The organism is Clostridium sp. KNHs205, assembly GCF_000702945.1.
Lineage (GTDB): Bacteria > Bacillota > Clostridia > Lachnospirales > Lachnospiraceae > Anaerocolumna.
Genome location: NZ_JNLE01000003.1, coordinates 994,652 through 1,013,004 on the forward strand (window position 1 = coordinate 994,652; position 18,353 = coordinate 1,013,004).

13 protein-coding genes are annotated in these 18,353 nt (G+C 43.5%); 12 read left to right on the forward strand and 1 reads right to left on the reverse strand.

Translation table 11 applies throughout. From position 1 onward, the window contains the following. Positions 1–44 precede the first annotated feature (44 nt). From BR73_RS0104410 to xdh, 10 genes are all read left to right on the forward strand, one after another. The gene (locus BR73_RS0104410) at positions 45–1,061 is read left to right on the forward strand and encodes a molybdopterin-binding protein (protein ID WP_033164538.1); all 1,017 of its coding nucleotides are present in this window, start codon (positions 45–47) and stop codon (positions 1,059–1,061) included. Between the two features lie 128 nt (positions 1,062–1,189). Further along, on the forward strand, positions 1,190–2,176 hold the full coding sequence (locus tag BR73_RS0104415) for an XdhC/CoxI family protein (RefSeq protein WP_033164539.1): 987 nt from the start codon (positions 1,190–1,192) through the stop codon (positions 2,174–2,176). 347 nt (positions 2,177–2,523) lie between these two features. Then, positions 2,524–3,093, forward strand: coding sequence for a nucleotidyltransferase family protein (locus BR73_RS0104420; protein WP_033164540.1), 570 nt, complete (start codon positions 2,524–2,526; stop codon positions 3,091–3,093). Between the two features lie 24 nt (positions 3,094–3,117). Next, positions 3,118–4,407 (forward strand): amidohydrolase family protein, encoded by a 1,290-nt coding sequence (locus BR73_RS0104425; RefSeq protein ID WP_033164541.1) that lies wholly within the window; start codon positions 3,118–3,120, stop codon positions 4,405–4,407. Positions 4,408–4,436: 29 nt separating this feature from the next. After that, entirely contained in the window at positions 4,437–5,780 is a 1,344-nt protein-coding gene (ssnA, locus tag BR73_RS0104430; protein ID WP_033164542.1) for a putative aminohydrolase SsnA, read from the forward strand. A gap of 71 nt (positions 5,781–5,851) precedes the next feature. After that, positions 5,852–7,546 carry a 4Fe-4S dicluster domain-containing protein gene (locus BR73_RS0104435; protein WP_051684963.1) on the forward strand — a complete coding sequence of 565 codons (1,695 nt, stop codon included), beginning with the start codon at positions 5,852–5,854 and terminating at the stop codon, positions 7,544–7,546. A 196-nt stretch (positions 7,547–7,742) separates the two neighbouring features. Beyond that, positions 7,743–8,939 (forward strand): diaminopropionate ammonia-lyase, encoded by a 1,197-nt coding sequence (gene dpaL, locus BR73_RS0104440; RefSeq protein ID WP_156034588.1) that lies wholly within the window; start codon positions 7,743–7,745, stop codon positions 8,937–8,939. A 44-nt stretch (positions 8,940–8,983) separates the two neighbouring features. After that, positions 8,984–10,168, forward strand: coding sequence for a YgeY family selenium metabolism-linked hydrolase (locus tag BR73_RS0104445; protein WP_033164544.1), 1,185 nt, complete (start codon positions 8,984–8,986; stop codon positions 10,166–10,168). 18 nt (positions 10,169–10,186) lie between these two features. After that, positions 10,187–11,782, forward strand: a complete 1,596-nt coding sequence (locus BR73_RS0104450) for a D-aminoacylase (RefSeq protein ID WP_033164545.1) — start codon at positions 10,187–10,189, stop codon at positions 11,780–11,782. Between the two features lie 288 nt (positions 11,783–12,070). Then, on the forward strand, positions 12,071–14,623 hold the full coding sequence (xdh, locus tag BR73_RS0104455) for a selenium-dependent xanthine dehydrogenase (RefSeq protein WP_033164546.1): 2,553 nt from the start codon (positions 12,071–12,073) through the stop codon (positions 14,621–14,623). A gap of 487 nt (positions 14,624–15,110) precedes the next feature. On the opposite strand, the gene BR73_RS29590 is transcribed toward xdh, so the two are convergent. Then, on the reverse strand, positions 15,111–15,236 hold the full coding sequence (locus tag BR73_RS29590) for a hypothetical protein (RefSeq protein WP_278248523.1): 126 nt from the start codon (positions 15,234–15,236) through the stop codon (positions 15,111–15,113). Positions 15,237–15,359: 123 nt separating this feature from the next. Here BR73_RS29590 and BR73_RS0104460 point away from each other — a divergent pair, with 123 nt between their 5' ends. Further along, positions 15,360–16,643, forward strand: a complete 1,284-nt coding sequence (locus BR73_RS0104460) for an aminotransferase (RefSeq protein WP_033164547.1) — start codon at positions 15,360–15,362, stop codon at positions 16,641–16,643. A gap of 426 nt (positions 16,644–17,069) precedes the next feature. Beyond that, on the forward strand, positions 17,070–18,347 hold the full coding sequence (locus BR73_RS0104465) for a BMP family ABC transporter substrate-binding protein (RefSeq protein WP_033164548.1): 1,278 nt from the start codon (positions 17,070–17,072) through the stop codon (positions 18,345–18,347). The last annotated feature ends 6 nt before the right edge of the window (positions 18,348–18,353 follow it).

Genomic DNA, 18,353 nt, shown 5'->3' on the forward strand with positions numbered 1-18,353 from the left:
ATATTTGCTTTAAAGTGTGTCCCCTTAAGAAGGATGTGAAAAAATTGAAGACGATTAAAACAACAGAAGCAGTAGGGCATGTACTATGCCATGATATCACACAAATAATTAAAGGTGAAATAGATGATGCTATCTTCCGTAAAGGACATGTGGTCAGGGAGGAGGATATACCGGTTTTACTCTCCATCGGAAAAGAACATCTCTATGTCTGGGAGAAGAAAGAGGGAATTCTTCATGAAAATGAAGGGGCGGATATACTGTATGGCCTCTGTAAGAACGAGCATATGGTGCCAACGCCGGTGAAGGAAGGCAAAATAAATATAGTTGCGGACAGAGACGGACTTTTTAAGGTGGATAAAGAAAGACTGTTTCAGATAAATTCTCTGGGAGAAATGATAATAGCTACCATGCATAGCAATCAGCCGGTGAAAAAGGGAGATATGCTTGCAGGCACCAGAGTGATTCCCTTGGTTATTGAAGAGGAAAAGATGAATAAGGCCAAAGAAATCGGAAATGGAGCACCGCTTCTGCAGCTGCTTCCCTTTACGGTAAAAAAGGCAGCTATCATTACTACAGGAAGCGAAGTGTTTCATGGACGTATTAAAGATACCTTCGGGCCGGTTATCCGTAATAAGCTTGCAGAATATGGTGTTGAGGTTATCAGCCAGGAGATATTAAACGATGAAAAGGATAAGATTACAGCAGCTATTATAAAGGCAATAGATACAGGTGCGGAAATCGTATTATGTACCGGGGGTATGAGTGTTGATCCGGATGATACGACTCCGGGGGCAATCAAGGATACTGGGGCAAAGGTTATATCCTATGGTGCTCCGGTCCTTCCTGGTGCTATGTTTATGCTGGCTTATTATAATAACAGAGCTATTATGGGATTGCCCGGTTGTGTTATGTATGCCAGACGGACCATATTTGACCTGATCCTGCCGCGGGTACTGGCAGAAGATCCGGTAACCGCAGAAGAACTGGCCGCTTTGGGGCATGGTGGACTTTGCTTAAACTGCGAAAGCTGTACTTTTCCAAACTGCGGGTTTGGTAAATAGTATAAGAGGATGCAAACCGATTTTATCACATAAATTAGTTATTTATACAGGTGTTCGCTTAATTACTGATTTATGTGATGTTTGCGGACGCCTGCATTACTATCATAAACTGGAAAGGAGGCGATGGGATGATCTACAAACAGCTTGTTGAAGAACTGGAAAAAGACAAACCTATGCGGCTGGTTACAAAACTCCAAAAAGCAGAAGGAGTGGTTAACACTGAGCTTGAACGTTATCTGGAAGAAATCAGCGGTGTGGAGGCAGAAAACAGGATAAAAGAGGAATTATGTATTTCGGAGGTATTTTACCCAAAGGAACGCCTGATTATATTAGGCGGCGGACACATTGCCCTTCCTTTGGCAGAGTTCTCTGGGAAAACAGGATTTCAGGTGACGGTTGCAGATGACAGACCATCCTTTGCAAATTCAGCCAGATTCCCTGAGGCTGAGACAGTTATCTGTGACAGTTTTGAAAATATTATACCCAGGCTACGGATTACCCGAAATGATTACATTGTAATTATTACCAGAGGTCACCGTCATGATATGGATTGTCTTAAGAGCATCTTAAACTTACCGGAGACTATCTATCTTGGGATGATTGGTTCCAAAAGAAGAGTTAAGGCAGTACTTGAGCTCTTGGAAAAAGAAGGATATGATAAAGAAAGGCTCAACGGGGTGTGCACTCCTATCGGGCTTTCAATTGGTGCCGTAACACCGGAGGAAATCAGTATCTCTATTCTGGCCCAGCTCATAGAAAGAAAACGTCTGGGCAACCACCTACAGGCGCAGGAAAAAACGGATGTAGAATATGAGCTGTTAAAATTCCTGGCAGCAGGAAGGACAGAACCCATGTGTGTGGTTACGGTTACGGAAACCAAGGGTTCTACACCCAGAGGAAAAGGTGCTAAGATGGCAGTCTTTCCAACTGGCAGTGTAAAGGGCAGCATAGGCGGTGGCTGCGCAGAGGCAGAAATTATTCATGAAGCAGTATCTATGATTGGGACAGGGAGGTACAGGCTTCGGGATATAGACATGACAGGGGATGTGGCAGAATCAGAAGGTATGGTGTGCGGGGGAATTATGAGGGTTCTTATGGAGGATTATACAACCTGATTTAATTCATGGGTTTCCATTGTAAAAAAGGGTTTGACATTTATAATACAGGGTGATAAACTACTAAGCATAAAAAGAACTCACGGGCGAGATATATTACAGCAGTAATGTATTTCGCTTATTTTGCATATTCATATATCAACTTAAGGTGCCGGTCAATCTATGGTATTTTTTGACACCCCCTGAAGAAAGATTAATCAGACTTTAAATTCTGCAGTAGTTATCACCCCTTTTATAAATAATATGGAAGAACGCCGGTATATCCCGGTTTAGAATTGGGATATAATTTTTATCGGTACAAATTAGATTGACTAGTCAATCTAGAATAACCTGAAAGAGGAGAAGTTATGGATACGGATGCAGTAATATTGGCAGGCGGCCTCTCAAGCCGGGCAGGAGGGTTTAAGCTTGAGCTGCTGATTGAAGGAAAGCCTTTGCTTGCCCGTGTAATTGAAGTATTTTTACCCATTTGCACTAATATTATCATTGTAGGCGGATATTCCATTGATAGACTTTATCCCTTAATTAAGCCTTATGACAACAGAGTACAGCTGATATGGAATGAAGATTATGAGAAAGGGATGTTCACCTCCGTAAAGACTGGTGTTGCAGAAGTAAAGAGCCCATATTTCTTTCTGACGCCGGGAGATTATCCTTTTCTTACAACAGAGCTCTGTAAGGAGCTGTTAAAGGAAATACCGGGTATCGTAAAACCCAGCACTGCAAACAGAGGAGGGCACCCATTACTGCTTCCCAGGCAGGCAGCAGCAGAAATTCTTCGTCTGGAGGATAGTGCTAATTTACAACAGTATTTACATACAAAGAAAGTAAAACGATTCCTCATTGAGGATGAAAGGCTGCTGTTGGATATTGACACCCCGGAAGATTACGAAAAGGCAAAAGGCAGGCATATGTAATAACCTTAAAAAGGAGAGATTCTAATGGAGTTAGGAATTGTAAACGGATTGGTCTATTTGGATGGACAGTTCAGAGAGGAAAATATCTATATCAAAAACGGCAGGATTGAAGCCGTTACTAAGAGTTATCTTCCCTGCGAAGAGGAATTTGATGCAGAGGGTGCCAGAATACTGCCGGGTTTTATTGACCCCCATGTTCATTTTCAACTGAAGGTAGGTAAGAATACTTCAAAAGATGACTTTTATACCGGTTCTGTGCTTGGAGCCTTGGGAGGGGTTACTACATACATTGACTTTCTTGATCCAATACAAAGCAGCACAGAATTTGAAAAGGCTTTTAGAGAACGTATGGAGCTGGCGGCTTTCAGTACTACGGATTACAGCTTCCACACTACCATTGCAGCACCCAGGGAAGATGCGGCAAATCTTCTGAAAGCAGGGATTAAAGCAGGACTTCCCTCACTTAAACTATTTACCACCTATTCCGATACGGATAGAAGAACCTACGACAGAGACATTGACAGACTCCTTCAGGTATCAAGTGAATTAAAGGGACGTATTGTTATCCATGCAGAAAACGATACCTTGATTGATACCAAAAAGGATATCCTGGTAAAAGACCATGAAAAATCAAGACCGGTATTAAGCGAGAGAACGGAAATCTTAAAGCTTGCTGAAATGGCCAGGGAACGGGAAGGACAGTTATATATCGTACATGTCAGTGCCGGCAGTTCTGTAAGACTATTGGCGCAAAACTACCAGGAAGAGCTTAAGAAGGGCAGGATTCTCCTGGAGAGCTGTCCCCATTACTTCTTCTTTCACAGCGGATATTATGAGAAAGAAGACGGTTATCTCTATACTATGACCCCTCCTTTACGGGAAGAGAAGGAAATGCTGTTACTAAGAGAACAGGTTGATAGTCTTACGGCTATTGGAACAGATCATTGCCCCTTTGATAATGCCTTGAAGCGAGAAAAATATACATCCCAGATTCCCATGGGCATCGGAGGGATACAATATTCCTTTTTAACGATGTATGAAGCCTTTGGAGAAAAGATAATACCAAAATTTACAGAAGGTCCGGCAAAAGCCTATGGACTTTATCCCAGAAAGGGAACACTGCTTCCCGGAGCGGATGCAGATATTGTAATTCTTAAAGGTGAAGCAGTGCATCAGATACAGGATGAGGCATCTGTTTATAACGGAAATAAAGTGAAGGGATCTGTTTCTCAGGTGTTCCTAAGAGGAGAGCAGATAGTAAGAAACGGAAAATTCCTTGGGGGAAAAGGCCGGTTCTTAAGAAGAGAATTGTAAGGAAGCTGTCAGGAAGGAGAAGCTGGAATATGCTTTTAATAGGAAACGGAGCGGTAGTAGCCAGGGATGAGGATAGCACCTTTTTTGACAATGGTGCAGTTTGTATTACGGATAATTTTATTACAGAAGTAGGACCCTATCATGTATTAAAAGAGAAATACCCGGAGGCTGAGTTTATTGATGCCAAAGGTGGTGTAATCATGCCGGGTCTTATAAATACTCATCACCATATATACAGTGCTTTTGCCAGAGGCATGAATATACCGGGGAATACCCCCCGGAATTTTCTGGAGATACTTGAGGGGACCTGGTGGAGGCTCGATCGTGGGCTTACGTTGAAACAAAGCAGCTTAAGTGCCAGAGCGACCTATATGGAGTGTATCAGGAACGGCGTGACAACTATTATTGACCATCATGCCAGTTACGGACATATAAGGGGAAGCCTTGCAGCTATTGCAGAAGCTGCCAAGGTAAGCGGTGTCAGAACCTGTCTGGCTTATGAGGTTTCTGATCGTGACGGCAGGGACAAGATGCTTGAGGCAGTAAAGGAAAACAGTGAATTTGCTGCTTTCACAAAAGCAGATAACTCCGGTATGATAAGTGCTCTGATGGGATTGCATGCCTCCTTTACCTTAAGTGATGATACGCTGGCTTTATGCAGAGAGCACACCGATAAGCAGTCAGGCTTCCATATTCATGTAGCAGAAGGCTTAAAGGATGAAACAGACTGCAGAAATCTCTATGGCAGCTCTGTAGTAAAGCGCCTGTTAAAGGAAGGAATCCTTGGGGAACATACTATTGCTGCCCATTGCATACATATTGACGAAGAGGATATGGATATTTTAAAAGAAACCAATACCATGGTGGTTCACAACCCGGAATCCAATATGGGAAATGCGGTAGGTGCCCCTAAGGTACTGACCATGTATAAAAAAGGAGTGCTGCTGGGGATTGGCACCGATGGATATACCTCTGATATGCTGGAGTCGTTAAAGGTAGCGAATATCCTGCAAAAGCATGAAGCTAAAAATCCTTCCGCCGCCTGGACAGAGATACCAGAGATGCTTTACTTTAATAATCCTTCTATAGCAGAACGGGTTATGAGCAGTAATGCAAAGGGTAAAGCAGGGCTTGGAAAACTTGTTCCAGGAGCTTTTGCAGATGTGATAATTATGGATTACAAACCCATAACACCACTTACCAAAGAAAACATTAATGGACATATTCTGTTTGGTATGAGCGGAAAAGACACTTCAACGGTGGTTGTTAATGGTAAGGTTCTTATGAAAGAGAGGCAGCTTTTAGCAGAAGACGAAGAAAAAGTGTTATTTCAATGCAGGGAAGCTGCCAAAGAGCTGTGGAATACACTTTAGAGGTTAAAAGGAAGCGTTTTAAAGAGTTATGAGCACGGCTGAAGCAGGGATTGCCGGAAGGGTGGATTTGTATGAGTGATAAATTGAGACCAATACCATTTAAAGAGTTGCTACGGCAGTCAGTAATGGAATATAAAGAGACGAAAAGTTTTTATGGAGTGCCGGTAAGCAGACCGGAAAAAATATTAAAGAACCTGATAATAAATGGGCAGAAGATAGAAACACCTTTTGGCCCGGCAGCAGGCCCACATACCCAACTGGCACAAAATATTCTGGCAGCCTATGCAGCAGGAGCCAGATATTTTGAACTAAAAACCGTTCAGGTAATGTGGGGCGAAGAACTGGGAATCCTTAAGCCCTGTATCTATGTAGAAACGGAGGCCTATAACACAGAATGGTCCTCTGAGCTGTCACCGGAAAAGGCTTTGGAGGAATATATAAAAGCCTGGATGCTGCTTCATTTACTGGTGAAGGAGTTCGACCTTGGCAGAAGCGATGGCTTTGTGTTCAACATGAGTGTGGGGTACCAGCTGGCGGGGATACAGTCTCCTGCCGTCGATGCTTTTCTGGAAGCTATGAAGGAGGGGAAAGACACCACAGTTTTTAAGGCGTGTAAAGAGACTGCCATTGAGGAAAAGGAATTGTTTGGTAAGGTTACAGAGGAATTTATAAGAAATATTCCCTCCTGTATCAGTGATACGGTAACCCTTTCCACCATGCACGGCTGTCCCTCCGGAGAGATTGAAGAAATTGTTCTCTATCTGATGAAAGAGAAGAAACTGAATACCCACTTAAAATGTAATCCTACCCTTTTAGGTTATGATAAGGTCAAAGAACTGCTGGAGAACGGCGGTTATTCCCAGGTGGAAATGAACGAGGAGATCTTCCGGCATGATATCAGCTTTGAAAAAGCGGTTGCATTAATTGGAAGACTGAAAGAAAAGAGCATGGAACTGGGAAAGGAGTTTGGTATTAAGCTTACCAATACTCTTCCTGTAAAGATTATCAATCAGGAGCTTCCGGGAGAGGCAATGTATCTGTCAGGTCCGGCTCTCTACCCCATAACCATAGGAGTCGCAGCAGCTTTACGAGAAGCACTTGAAGAAATAATAAAAGAAGATATATCCATGTCCTATTCCGGAGGAGCTGACAGCGGAAACATTGCAGCTATTTTAGAAACAGGCATCAAACCTGTCACAGTATCCACTCTGCTATTAAAGACCGGGGGGTATAAGAATCTTACAGCCCTGGATAAAGCCCTTGCAGCAGAGCTTAAGGAAATACCTGAAATAATTGACAGAGACAGGTTGTCTGCATTGGCAAAGGCTGCAGAACAGGATAGCAGCTACCGGAATAAAGCTAAGAGAAATGCAAAAACCCCAGCCAGTGATTACTCGGCTTTTTGTGCTAAGTGCAGGCAATGCACCGACGTCTGTCCTAACAGGGCAAACAATAAGACGGAGGGAGATGGAAAAGTATATATCCTGCATCGTGACGGTTTATGCAATGAATGTGGTAACTGCGTATATTTCTGTCCTTTAGGGCACATTCCCTATAAAGAGAAGTTCACTTTGTTTGAAACGCCGGAACTGTTCCTTGACAGTCTGAATCCCGGTGTCTGCAATCTGGAGAGCGGTTATCGATTAAGATGGAAAGGAAAAATCTATGAGGCCGGGGCAGAAGTCTTTGAGCATATTAAAAATGTTACAGAATTAGAACCGGCAGATATTGATAAGCTTCTTGAGGAAACTACGGAAGTTGTCTGATGAGCATTTTTACAATTGATGAAAAAGACAATAATTAATACAGTAGAATTATAGGAATAGCTTTTCATATGAACAGTTATATGACAGCCCGGCGCAAGGAGTTTTAAATACATCCTTGAAAGAAAATTTATAATTCAACTTACATAGTAAAATATTTAATTGGAATATTTGGGATAATATTCGGAAAGAGGTAGGTATGAGTTTTGAACTGGTTCATTTTGAACGTAAAGCTGCCGGTAAGAAAGATATAAGCCATTTAGGGCCTGAGGCAGCAAAAAAGGCACTGGATTTTCACAAAAGCTTTGATGTGTATAAAGAAACTCCGTTAGTGGCCTTAGAAGAGCTTTCAAAGCAGCTTGGCGTAAAAGGAATTTATGTGAAAGATGAATCCTACCGCTTTGGGTTGAATGCCTTTAAAGTGTTAGGGGGCAGTTACGCCATTGGAAATTACATTGCAGAAAAGTTAGGAAAAGACTTGTCTGAGCTTCCTTACCGGGAATTAATCTCTGAGGAGGTGAAGCAGCAGACCGGCGATATTACCTTTATATCTGCAACTGATGGTAATCATGGCAGAGGTGTTGCCTGGACAGCTAATAAATTAAAGCAGAAATCCATAATCTATATGCCAAAGGGCAGTGCATTGGAAAGACTTGAAAATATAAAAGCAGAAGGGGCACTGGCAGAAATCACGGAATTTAATTACGATGACGCTGTTCGCCTTGCAGATAAACATGCAGGAGAAAATGGCTGGGTATTGGTACAGGATACTGCCTGGGAGGGGTATGAAGACATTCCCACCTGGATCATGCAGGGCTATACTACCATGGCATATGAAGCTTATGAACAGTTAGGGGAAGTGAAACCTACGCATATCTTTGTGCAGGCAGGTGTCGGATCCCTGGCAGGTGCCGTACAGGGCTTCTTTGCCAGTGTTTATGGAGAAGACAGACCTGTTACTACAATTGTTGAGCCCAATGAAGCAGCCTGCATTTATAAGACTGCCAAGGCAAATGACGGCAGGATTCATCCGGTAACCGGAGACATGAATACCATTATGGCGGGGCTTGCCTGTGGTGAACCTACCACTGTGGGCTGGGAGGTCTTAAAGGATTATTCCGATTTTTTTGCATCCTGTCCGGATTACTCCGCAGCACAGGGAATGAGGGTTTTAGGAAATCCCGTAGGAGAGGACAGAAAAGTAATATCCGGTGAAAGCGGTGCTGCGGGATTTGGTCTTTTCTATGAAGTGCTTACGAATCCTTCCTTGCAATGGATGAAGGAGGAACTTGGTATTAATGAAGCTTCCGTTGTATTGTTCTTTAACAGTGAGGGCGATACTGACAGGGAGAATTACAGAAGAATTGTATGGGATGGCTTATATCCCAGATTATAATAATTAACAGACCGTCATAAAGGCAGGAAAGGCAGGAAAAGAAGATGCTAAATAATATAAGAGAAGAAGAGGTAATACAGCTGTGTCAGAAACTGGTGCAGGCGAAGAGCTATTCCGGTGAAGAGGAAAGAGTCAGTGAAGGGCTGACAGAGTTCTTCTACTCCAAGGGATTTGATGAGGTAATAAAGGACAGCTATGGAAATACCATCGGCATTATTAAAGGAAAACGCCCTGGTAAGAAACTTTTATTTGACGGACATATGGATACCGTACCCGTTGGTAATATCAAGGACTGGACTTATCCGCCCTTTGAGGCAGAAATCCATGACGGGAAGATCTATGGCAGAGGGACCTCTGACATGAAAGGAGCCCTTGCAGCCATGGCTGCAGCTGCAGCAAATTTTGCGGAGGATACGGATAAGGATTTTGCCGGTGAAATCTATGTGGCCGGTGTTGTCCATGAGGAATGCTTTGAAGGAGTTGCTGCCAGAAAGATAAGTCAGGCAGTAAAACCTGATTTTGTAGTAATAGGTGAAGCTTCGGAGTTAAATCTGAAAATCGGTCAGCGAGGAAGAGCAGAAATAAAAGTGGAGACCTTTGGTGTTCCTGCACATTCTGCCAATCCTGAAAAGGGTGTAAACGCCGTATATAAGATGGCAAAGATTATCGAAGCCATCCGGGGACTGACTCCAACAGAGCATCCGGTGCTTGGAAAAGGTATCTTAGAGTTAACGGATATCAAATCCAGTCCCTATCCAGGTGCCAGTGTAGTTCCGGAATATTGCAGCGCTACCTATGACAGGAGACTTCTGGTGGGAGAGACCAAAGAAAGTGTACTTGCGCCTATTGAAGCCTTGCTGGCGGAGCTTAAAAGCAAGGATCCTGAATTAAAGGCCAGGGTATCCTATAGCGTAGGAAAGGAAAGCTGTTATACCGGAGAAGAAATCGAAGGTGAAAGATTCTTTCCCGGCTGGCTTTTTGACAAGGAAGAAGAGTATATTGAGGCAGTGCTCACAGAATTAAAGGAAATGGGTTATTCACCTGCCATTACCCAGTATAATTTCTGCACCAACGGAAGCCATTATGCAGGAGAAGCTGGGATTAAGACCCTCGGTATGGGCCCGTCCAAAGAAAATCTGGCACATACCATAAATGAATATATAGAAATCGATCAGTTAACCCGTGTAACTGATAATTATTACGGTATCATGAAGGCATTACTGCGTTAGAAGCAAAGGAGGCCCCTTATGCACATACTTATAAAGAATGCCCTGATCGCAGACGGCAGCAGGGCACCACTATATAAAGGTCATATTATAGTGGAAGACGACAGAATAAAAGAGATAAGCACGGAAGCCGTAATAAAAGAAGACGGCTTTGAGGAAGTAATAGAAGCGGAAGGGCTTGTTGCGGCTCCAGGCTTTATTGACACCCACAGTCACAGTGATTTAAAGGTATTAACAGAGCCGCTGGTATTGCCAAAGGTAATGCAGGGTATTACAACAGAAGTCCTGGGACAGGATGGAATCTCAATGGCACCTTTGCCAAAGGAATATATTGATTCCTGGCGCAAGAACATAGCAGGACTGGATGGTGAAAGTGACACTATCAACTGGGAGTATGAAACGACGGAAAACTATTTAAAGCAGATAGAGGAAGCAAAGCCAGGTATTAACGAGTCCTACCTGGTACCCCACGGAAACGTGCGCATGGAGGCTATGGGGCTTGCAGGCAGAGAACCTTCTGATGAGGAAATTAAAAAGATGTGTGAAATCACAAGAAGAGAAATGGAGGCAGGGTGTCTGGGGCTTTCCTCAGGGCTGATCTATACTCCCTGCGCCTATTCAGAAACTTCTGAGATAATTGAACTGTGTAAGGTAGTGGCGGAATATGACGGTGTTTTTGTAGTTCATCAGAGGAGTGAAGCAGATACCATACTTTCCTCCATGGAAGAGATTATTGAAGTGGGAAGAAAATCCGGTGTCAAGATCCACTATTCCCATTTTAAAGTATGCGGAAAGGATAACTGGGATAAGCTTGAGGATATGCTGGGACTGCTGGACAAAGCCAGAGAAGAAGGCATCAGGGTATCGCTAGACCAGTATCCTTATGTGGCCGGCAGCACTATGTTGGGTATAATTCTGCCGCCCTGGGCTCATGACGGCGGGACCAATGAGCTGATCAGGCGTCTTAAGGATGCAGAACAGCGGGAGAAGATGAAGCAGGATATAGAAGCAGGAATACCTGGCTGGGATAATTTTATTCAGTTTGCCGGTGTAGAGGGAATCTTTATAACCAGTACCGCTACTGAGAAGAATCGGGAACTTATAGGAAAGAGCCTGAAAGAAATCGGTGAGCAAAAAGGTATAGATCCGCTGGAGGCAGCTTTTGATCTGCTGGCTGAGGAAAACAATGCCGTAGGTATGGTGGACTTCTACGGCACAGAAGAAGCAGTTATTAAGATACTGAAAAGAGAAGAAATGAATGCCTGCACCGACGGGCTTCTTTCCGGCAAACCCCATCCCCGTGTATATGGCTCCTTTCCCAGGATTCTGGGAAAGTATGTCAGAGAAGAGAAAGCACTGCCCTTAGAGGAAGCAGTGTATAAGTTAACCCATAAAGCGGCGGAAGCCATGAACTTAAAGGACAGGGGACTGCTAAAGGCCGGGTATTATGCGGATATTACTGTTTTTAATCCCGATACCATATTAGATAAGGGAACCTTTACAAACCCTATACAGTATCCGGAAGGAATCAGCCATGTGCTGGTAAACGGGCAGATTGCCGTAAAGAACGGTGAACATACAGGAAAACAGGCCGGCAGAGTCTTAAGACGTCTTTAAAATTGTTTGAGTATCATAAAGTCAGTTTTACTGGCTGGGTGGCATGGGGTTCTCGACCCCATGCCACCCGTCGGGTGCTCGGTGCGAATCGGTCAAGTGCATCGTGCAAAGGGACGGTGAAGAGCATATAGCAGAAAGAACACATGCTACGATTTCAGGCCCGTGCCTCCCTTTACCTGGCACTATTTCTCTGAATATTTAGTGCCGGCCATAATATAAAAATTAATCCCGTAAGATAAAAACAGAATACACAATTAAAATCTCAATACAGGTAAACGGAGGGATATAATGTACCAGTTTTGGATAAATAACCAGATGACAGACACGGAAACAGACGTTAATTTATTGGAATATATGAGGGATAACCTTGATATTACTTCCGTAAAGAATGGATGTATGGAGGGAGCCTGCGGGGCCTGTATGGTGCTTCTTGACGGAAAACCTGTACGAGCCTGTCTTTTGACAGCATCAAAGGTCCATGGGAAAAAGATAATAACAGTGGAAGGGATTTCAAAAAGAGAACAGGAGGCCTATGCTTTTGCATTTTCGGAGGCAGGTGCAGTTCAGTGTGGTTTCTGTATTCCAGGAATGATTATCAGCGCCAAGGGTCTTTTGGATGTGAATCCAAATCCATCAAAGGCTGAGGTGAAGAAAGCAATCAAGGGTAACATATGCCGTTGTACCGGATATGTCAAGATAGAGCAGGCGATACTGATGGCCGCAGAATATATAAGAGATGAAAAACCTCTGCCAGTCCGTGAATTTACCGGTCAGGTGGGAGAGCGGAGCCACAGACCCGATGCACCGGACAAGGTACTTGGTAAGGCTAAATTTGCGGATGACCTAAAGGCACCGGGTATGGTGTATGGTTCTGCCCTTCGTGCGGAATATCCCAGAGCCCTGGTGAAAGCAATCCATCTGGAGAAGGCGCTTAAACATCCGGAGCTGGTACGGATTGTTCTGGCAGAAGATATTCCCGGTGAGAGGGTAATCGGACATTTGACCCTTGACTGGCCGGCAATAATAGCGGTCGGTGAAGAGACCAGGTATCCGGGAGACTCTGTCTGTCTTATAGCAGCCAAATCAAAAAAGGCATTAAAGGAGATAAAGGAACTCATAGAAGTAGAATATGAGGAGCGTACACCATTATTGTCTGCCAAAGAAGCCATGAAGGAAGGGGCTCCCCTTATACATAAGAGCGGGAATATCTATAGAAGAGAGCTTATTCAGAGAGGGGATGTTGAGGCTGCCCTTCAGAATTCAGCACATGTAGTAACCCGTGTCTACAATACACCGGCACAGGAGCATGCCTTTCTGGAACCGGAAAGTGCACTAGCTGTTCCTGAGGGAGATTCCCTGACAGTCTATACCGGAGGTCAGAGTGTTTACGACGAGTACAGAGAAATTGGTATGCTCCTTGGCATCCCCAGGGAAAAGCTCAGGATAGTCAGTGCCTATGTCGGAGGAGGTTTTGGCGGGAAGGAGGACATGAGCGTTCAGCATCATGCAGCCTTATTAGCTTATCTGTGCAACCTTCCGGTAAAGGTAACACTGTCCAGAGAAGAAAGCCTGCGGGTACATCCCAAACGCCATCCAATGGAAATGGAACTTACCACCGGCTGTGATGAGAAAGGAAGGCTTACAGCCATGCGCCTTCGCCTGGTGGCAGATACGGGGGCCTACGCTTCCCTTGGAGGACCTGTGCTCCAGCGTGCCTGCACCCATGCGGCAGGCCCCTATAATTATCAGAATATAGATATTATAGGACTCTCTGTCTACACGAATAATGTGCCCTCAGGAGCCTTCAGAGGTTTTGGAGTTACCCAGACAATGTTTGCTACGGAATGTAATTTAAACCTGTTAGCAGAAAAAGCAGGCCTTGATCCCTTTGAAATCCGTTATCTGAATGCAATCCGTCCGGGGCAATCCCTGCCCAACGGCCAGCTTGCCGATGAAGGTACCGGTATGGTGGAAACACTAGAGGCAGTAAAAGAGGAATATTATAAGAATTATGACAGGGCCGGAATTGCCTGCGCCATCAAGAATGCAGGCGTTGGTGTTGGAATACCGGATACAGGCAGGGTGCGCTTAAAAATCGTGGAAGGCAAGGTATCCTTAAGAACAAGTGCGGCCTGTATGGGCCAGGGAATAGCCGCAACCATGCGGGCTGTCTGCTGTGAGACCACAGGGCTAAAGGCTTCTGAGGTAATCGTGGCCATGCCGGATACAGATATCACGCCGAATTCCGGTACCAGTACAGCCTCCAGACAGACAGTTATAACCGGTGAAACCACAAGAAGAGTGTCCCTCAAATTAAAGGAGGCATTAAAAGAGCATACCCTGCAGGAACTGGAGGGAGAAGAATTCTATGATGAATTTGTGGGCATTACAGACCCCATGGGCTCTGACAAACCCAATCCAGTCAGCCATCTGGCATATGGTTATGCAACACAGGTGGTCATACTAAATGAAGAAGGCAAAGTTTCCAAAGTAATTGCTGCCCATGATGTAGGCAAAGCCATCAATCCCTCCAACGTAGAAGGACAGATTGAAGGCGGCGTAGTTATGGGACTGGGATTTGGTCTTACGGAGAATCCAAGGATCGTAAACGGAAGGCCAACTGCCAGATATGGCACGCTGGGACTTTTCCGGGCAACGGAGGTTCCTGAGATAAAGACCATCCTGATTGAAAAGAATAATGCAGAGCTGGCATATGGAGCAAAAGGAGTGGGAGAGATACCTCTGATACCAACTTCACCTGCAGCCCAGGCCGCTTATTACAAGTGGGACGGCAAGTTCCGTACAAGTCTGCCCCTTGAAGCTACACCTTACAGCAAATAATAAATATGCATCCATAGAAACCCACAGGTAATCTCATTATCCATCCTGTGCAGTCTAACCTTAAGAAGTATCGCAAGCAAGCTTGAGACACTTCTTAAGGTTAGGCTGCTTCTATCATGGAACTAATACTACCTTATTAGTTGATTTCATAAAAAGTTGTTTCAACTTAACTAACACATATATAACCATCACTTATCGTACAGACTGATATAAGTATCAAAAACGCTGTTTTAATACGATTTCAGGAAAATTGCACCAGGCAGAAAGATGAATGCGCCTATGGAAATGTATTAGAAGTCCTTTTCTCTGAAGATTTTATGCTATATCAACAAACAGATTGTCTGAGCGAAGCGAGTTATCTGTTTGTTGATATGCCAAGCATAAAATCTTCAGAGAATTAGGACTTCTTATACATTGGAATTGAAGCATGAATCTTTCTGCCTGGTGCAATTTTCCGTCCCCTTTCTAAAAACTAAAATTTTCACACCTAATCCCAGATATCAAGAGCATCTATAAAACCCTGTAAAGTTACATAATTTAACATGAATACAGGAACAATTCTCATAAATCCAGCGAAACCATCTGATAAATAAGCAGAACCTATAAGTTGCATAAACAGTCCTTATAGGTGCATAATTATTTTAAATTATGGCCGCAAAATGGCTTGTTTTCCATTGCATGGTACGGGGATTTGTGATAGACTGTCAGAAATGGCGCTGCAAAGGAGGTCTTTTTCTTGAAACCTTATAAAGAAATGTCCAGAGAAGAATTACTGGAATTAAGAGAAGATTTAAGAAAGCAATACAAAGCAATGAGAGGTTTGCATTTAAGTCTTGATATGTCAAGAGGTAAGCCTTGCATTGATCAGTTGGATATATCCATGGAGATGATGGATATCTTAAACAGCTCTTCTGATTTAACCTGTGAAGATGGCACAGACTGCCGCAATTATGGTGTTCTGGATGGCCTTGCTGAAGCGAAGAAGCTTATTGGAGACATGATAGAGGTTCCTGCCGAGAATCTTATCATATATGGTAACTCCAGTTTAAATATAATGTATGATGCTATATCACGTTCCATGACCCATGGAGTTATGGGAAGTACCCCCTGGTGCTGTCTGGATAAGGTAAAATTCCTCTGCCCGGTACCCGGTTATGACAGACATTTTGCAATTACCGAATATTTTGGTATTGAGATGATAAATATCCCAATGACAGAAGAAGGACCGGATATGGATCTGGTGGAGAAATACGTAGCAGAGGATGAAGCCGTTAAGGGTATCTGGTGCGTTCCCAAATACTCCAATCCCCAGGGTATTACCTATTCGGACAGAGTGGTGAAACGCTTTGCCAGGTTAAGGCCGGCGGCCAAAGATTTTAGAATCTATTGGGATAATGCATACAGCCTGCATCACTTATATGAAGATGATCAGGACAATATCCTGGAAATCCTTGAGGAATGTAAGAAAGCCGGGAATCCGGATATGGTTTATAAATTTTCCTCCACCTCTAAAATCAGTTTCCCGGGATCTGGTGTAGCTGCTATTGCAACTTCTCCCAACAATCTGGTGGATATCAAGAAACAGCTTGGAATACAGACAATCGGACATGATAAGGTAAATCAGCTGCGGCATGTCAGGTATTATAAGGATATAAACGGAATAATCAGTCATATGAGCAAGCATGCAGAAATCTTAAGGCCAAAATTTGAGATAGTATTAAATAAATTATCCGAGGAGCTGGAGGGACTGGAGATTGGTTCCTGGTACAAACCCAAAGGCGGTTATTTCATTTCCTTTGATACCTTAAACGGCTGTGCAAAAGCAGTAGTAGAAAGAGCTCAGAAAGCTGGGGTTAAACTAACAGCAGCAGGTGCAACCTACCCTTATGGCAAGGACCCTGAGGACAGTAACATCCGTATAGCACCTTCTTTCCCCCCGGAAAAGGATTTAAAGACGGCTATGGAACTCTTTACCCTTTGTGTAAAGCTTGTTAGTGTAGATAAGTATCTGTCAGAGTAGAATCAGTTATAGGACAGAAGTTACAAATTATAGCGAAAAACTGTAAAGAATTAAGATATAGGACAGGTTCAGAGCTGCCGGAAAGGTAATAGACTTCCGGCAGTACCTTTTGTCCAATACAGAGTATCCACATAAGAAAACTGAAAAAATGTACATAAATTTGCTTGATTAATCCATCGATATTAATTGACAAAAACTTTTTTTATGATATACTAAGAAATCATAAAAACGGATTTAAAACCCGATGGAGGGAGTTGTATGTACATTAAGTACATACAACTCCCTTACTTTTTTGGATTTTTCCAATCTTTGTTCCATCTTCTGATACATATGCTTTTAGGGCATTATGTTATAAATGTGTCTACAAAATAATTGCAGGAGTTCTACTTCTCGAGAACTCCAACCAAATTACAGGAGGAAGATTATATGAAAAAAGTAGTATCGTTATTGCTTCTTATGGCAATGGCAATGACACTGGTGGTTGGCTGCGGTAAGACAAATAATACGAACACTGCAGGCAATGGCGCAACTGAACCTACCCAGGCTGCAACGGACACTCCCGCTGCAACAGAGGAAACAACACCTGAAGCAGGCGGTGATGTATCCGGTATCAAAGTTGGTGTTATCTACATAGGAGATGAGAATGAAGGCTATACTGCCGCTCATATGGCAGGTATCGATGAAATGATCGCAGCACTTGGTTTATCTGCAGATCAGGTAATTGAGAAGACAACAATCGGTGAAGATGAAGCTGCTTATGATGCAGCAGTTGATTTAGCTGATCAGGGCTGTAATATAATATTTGCAAACAGCTTCGGACATGAGACATATATGATGCAGGCAGCAGCAGAATTTCCTGAAGTTCAGTTCTGCCACGCTACAGGATATCAGGCGAAATCCTCAGGACTTCCTAATATGCATAACTACTTTACTGCTGTTTATGAATCCCGTTATGTATCCGGTGTTGTTGCAGGTTTAAAATTAAATGAAATGATTGAAAAAGGTGACATCACTGCAGACCAGGCTAAAATGGGCTATGTAGGAGCTTTCCCTTACGCAGAGGTTGTTTCCGGTTATACTGCCTTTTATCTTGGTGCCAAGAGCGTATGCCCTTCTGTAACAATGGAAGTTCAGTATACAAACAGCTGGGCAGATATGGCTGCTGAGAATGAAGTTGCAAAGAGCCTTATAGCAAACGGTGCAAAGGTAATCAGCCAGCACGCAGATACTACCGGTGCTCCTACTGCTTGTGAAGAAGCCGGTGTACCTGTTGTAGGATACAATGTGGATATGACTAGCGTAGCTCCTAACACGGCATTAACTTCAGCTACTATTAACTGGGGACCTTATTACACTTATGCCGTTAAGAGCATTATTGACGGAACACCTATTGCAACTGACTGGTGCCAGGGATTTGCTGACGGTGCTGTTGGTACCTCTCCTTTAAATGAGAAGGCAGTTGCTGCAGGAACAGCTGATAAGGTTGCAGAAGTGGAAGCTGCTTTAAAAGACGGATCTCTTAAAGTATTTGATACAAGTACATTTACTGTACAGAACTCTAAGATTGAAGACTTGATTGCTGACAATGCTGACTTTGCTAAATTCTCTGCATATGTTTCAGACGGATATTTCCATGAATCAGAAGTAATTTCTGCACCTGCATTTGAATTAAGAATTGATGGAATTACTGAATTAACAAAATAATTGGTA